This window comes from Prevotella sp. Sow4_E9_plate (assembly GCF_052116205.1).
GTDB lineage: Bacteria > Bacteroidota > Bacteroidia > Bacteroidales > Bacteroidaceae > Prevotella.
This window is the reverse complement of record NZ_JBQKLN010000128.1, coordinates 1-706: the sequence shown is the minus strand read 5'-3', so window position 1 is coordinate 706 and position 706 is coordinate 1. Positions and strand designations below refer to the sequence as shown.

At 42.6% G+C, this 706-nt stretch carries 1 protein-coding gene; it reads left to right on the top strand.

The annotated features are described in order from the left end of the window. The coding region (locus tag ACTQ53_RS17540; protein WP_441934600.1) for a hypothetical protein at positions 1-706 on the top strand (706 nt) is incomplete at both ends.

The following is a 706-nucleotide window of genomic DNA, read 5'->3' as shown; positions in this document are numbered from 1 at the left end:
ATACAGAGTTGTCGGAGGAACTTGACAAGGCAAACGAGCGTATCTCTATGTTAAGCGAAGATTTATCAGATGCAAATGCTCGTATCTATGTGTTGGAGGTGGCTTTGACCCAAGCGGAATCTGATAACTCAGATTTACGGGCAGAGGTATCTCGACTTCATTCCAAGGCAGATGATTATGAAAAGGCAAATGCCTTGTTGGATATAGCAGACAAGGCTCAGGTTGATTATAAAACTATCATCGAGGTTCTCCTTCATAGGAAGTTTGCTCATAACTCAGATTTGACCAAGCTCTTGAATGGTGTATTGGATACATCCGATGCTGAGGTCAATGAGTTGGGGCTTGATGGATTGAAAAAGAAAATCAGTGATGCTGCTGACGAGGCGTTGGATGAAAAGCATAAGGCTGAAGAGTCTAAGGCATCTTCAGCCCCAGAGCAACCAGCTGTAAAACTGCCTAAGAAAACAGAAAAAGAAAAGCAGGAATCAGATAGTCAACTCCCTCGCAAGCGTTATACAACAACAGCTAGGGTCTTGAAGTCCTTCGGTATAGATAAATCTGATCTTCCTGAGAATGCAAAGGTTATCATACGTAAGGGTAAGAAGGACATGTGGGTAGTCCGTCTGTTCTTCTATCAGAAACAAGAGGTTTATTGTAAGGAATACAAGATAGCACGCTTTAATGTACCAGGCTCTGATCCTCAGAG